Origin of the sequence: uncultured Limnohabitans sp. (genome assembly GCF_937889215.1) — a bacterium.
In the GTDB taxonomy this organism is placed as follows: Bacteria; Pseudomonadota; Gammaproteobacteria; order Burkholderiales; family Burkholderiaceae_C; genus Limnohabitans_A.
Genome location: NZ_CALBEX010000286.1, coordinates 1 through 2,593 on the forward strand (window position 1 = coordinate 1; position 2,593 = coordinate 2,593).

Genomic DNA, 2,593 nt, shown 5'->3' on the forward strand with positions numbered 1-2,593 from the left:
CGTCAAGGTCGTTTTGCCTGCACCGCCCGCGATCACATTGCCCACCACAATCACCGGCACAGGCAAGCGCTGTGGGGTGCGTCCACCCAGGCGTCGAGCCAGGCCCTGCGCCTTGCGCACCGCGCCATGAAGCAGCGCCAGCGGCCACAGCAGACGGGCGCTCAGGTTGCGCGACAGCCAAACCTGGGGCAGTCGCTGGTGCAGCCAGGACGAGATGCTCATGCCCTGTCAGGACCCTGAAGGATCCGGCGATTGGGTGGCAAAGGTGATTTGCGACAAGCCGGTGCGCCGGGCTGCCTCCATCGCGTTGACCACCGATTGGTGGGTGGCCTGCGCATCTGCACTGATCACCAAGGTCACCTCTTTGGACGCCAAGGGCGCCAAAGCACTGGCCAGCGCGCTGACCGATGTACCGCCAATGGCGGATTTGTTGAGGGTGTATTGGCCCTGTGCATTGACCGTGAGCACAATTTGCTGGGGGCGGTCTTTTTGCTTTTGGCTGTCGGCCAGAGGCAGATTCAGGTTGATTTCAGTCAACCGAGACCAGGTGGTGGTCAGCATCAGAAAGATCAAAACCACCAACAAGACGTCGATGAAGGGAATCAGGTTGATTTCTGGCTCGGTCGTGGGCTTGCGTTGGCGAAAATTCACGGGGAATCCATTCAGCGGTGCAATTGGCTCAGTTGGCGGGCGAATTGTTCGCTGGCCACTTCCATGGACAGCAAAGTATTGTCCACCAAGGTTCTGAAGTAACGCCAAAACATCAGAGCCGGTATGGCCACGATCAAGCCAAAAGCCGTGTTGTAAAGCGCCACCGAAATACCGTAAGCCAATTGGGCCGGTTGGCTGCCACCAGCGGTGTGGGCCGAGAAAATTTCGATCATGCCAATCACCGTGCCCAGCAAACCGAGCAACGGGGCCGCAGAGGCAATGGTGCCCAGCGCCGTCAGGTAACGCTCAAGTTGCCTGCCCGCCAAGCGGCCTGCCATTTCCATGCTGGACTTGATGTCTTCGTCAGAAGCCTTGGGGTCATGTTGAAGACAACGCAAACCACTTGCCAATACGGGCCCCAGCACGCCCATTTTGTCGAGTTGAACGGCAAACTCTTCCGGCGGCAAGCTGCGACGCGTGGCGTCCAGCGCCATCGCCAGGGTTTGGGGGGGAATCACTTTGTTCGTTTGAAGCTGGAAAAGGCGTTCAATGATCAGGGCCAAGGCCAAAACGGAACACAGAATCAGCGGCCAAATCGGCCATCCAGCGGCTTGAATGATGGATAACAAAACAGTTCTTTCTTGGGGAGACGCAGTGAAAAAGCTCCTGATTATCGACGATGCGGGGATCTTTACCCCGGGCTGAGCGTTGTTGGGTGATTCGGGCCTTTTTGCACGGCTCAGGCTGTGGATAACTTTTTGAAGAAGTTGATGGTGAAAATTTGTTTGCCGCGAAATAAGAATTCTTGAGTTTTAAAATCCTGCATTTTTTATGAAAATATTGAAATAAATCAACGGTTTACAATTTTCATGTCATCCAGCTTTGACATTGTCCGCAGGCAGCAGGGTATGCGCGCTCCTGTGGAGTACTTCATTTTCGAGCTGAGTGGAGAAGCCTGATCTCTGACAGACAATCATGCCCATGAACCCGAACGAGACCATGACCCCCCCCGCCTGGACGGTGTCGGCGCTGTGCCGCGCCATTGCGGACAGCCTGGATGGGCAATTCAACCCGGTGACCGTGCGCGGCGAAGTTTCGGGCTTCTCACGGGCGGCCAGCGGGCATTGCTACTTTTCGATCAAAGACGCAACCGGCCAGATCCGTTGCGCCATGTTTCGGCGTGCGGCCAGCTTGATGGATTTTTCGCCTCGCGATGGCGAATTGGTCGAATTGCGGGGCCGTTTGGGGGTGTACGAGGCCCGGGGTGACTTGCAATTGATCGTCGAGTCGATGGCGCGGGCCGGGCAGGGGGCCTTGTTTGAGCAGTTTGTGCGCCTGAAGGCCCAGCTTGAAGCTGAGGGCCTGTTTGATCCCGTTCACAAACGCGCTTTGCCCGCCCAGCCCCGCGCGATTGGCGTGGTGACTTCTTTGGGTGCGGCCGCTTGGCACGACGTGGTGACGGCCTTGCAGCGGCGGGTGCCGCACATTCCTGTGGTGATGGCCCCTGCGTTGGTTCAAGGGACAGGGGCCGCGGCCACCCTGTTGCAAGCGTTGCAAAGCATGTATGCCCTGACGGCCGAAGACAATCCGCTGAGTTCGCCTGTGGACGTGATTTTGTTGGTGAGAGGCGGTGGCTCGATGGAGGACCTGTGGTCTTTCAATGACGAAAACTTGGCCCGCCTGATCGCTCAAAGCCCTGTGCCCCTCATTTGTGGTGTGGGCCACGAGACTGATTTCACCATCGCCGACTTCGTGGCCGATGTGCGTGCCCCAACGCCCACGGCCGCCGCCGAGATGGCCGCCACCGACCGGGATGCGGGCCTGGAGGCCTTGTCTGTCTTGGCGCACCGACTCAGCCGGGGCCTGCTGCGTCAGCAAGATCGGCAAGCCCAGCGCTTGGACAGCGTGGCCGCACGACTGGGTCAGGGGCTGACGCGCCAAC

General features: G+C 58.7%; 4 protein-coding genes. 1 reads left to right on the top strand and 3 read right to left on the bottom strand.

The window, feature by feature from the left end; all coding sequences use genetic code 11:
* From Q0341_RS07235 to Q0341_RS07245, 3 genes are all read right to left on the bottom strand, one after another.
* On the bottom strand, positions 1 to 222 hold a 222-nt coding region (locus tag Q0341_RS07235), incomplete at its 3' end, for a tetraacyldisaccharide 4'-kinase (RefSeq protein ID WP_366522755.1).
* 6 nt (positions 223 to 228) lie between these two features.
* Positions 229 to 651 carry a biopolymer transporter ExbD gene (locus tag Q0341_RS07240; RefSeq protein WP_299511580.1) on the bottom strand — a complete coding sequence of 141 codons (423 nt, stop codon included), beginning with the start codon at positions 649 to 651 and terminating at the stop codon, positions 229 to 231.
* 11 nt (positions 652 to 662) lie between these two features.
* Complete coding sequence (locus Q0341_RS07245; RefSeq protein WP_299511583.1) at positions 663 to 1,280, bottom strand: MotA/TolQ/ExbB proton channel family protein; 618 nt, start codon at positions 1,278 to 1,280, stop codon at positions 663 to 665.
* A 346-nt stretch (positions 1,281 to 1,626) separates the two neighbouring features.
* Here Q0341_RS07245 and xseA point away from each other — a divergent pair.
* A partial coding sequence (gene xseA, locus Q0341_RS07250) for an exodeoxyribonuclease VII large subunit (RefSeq protein WP_366522756.1) occupies positions 1,627 to 2,593 on the top strand: 967 nt, incomplete at its 3' end.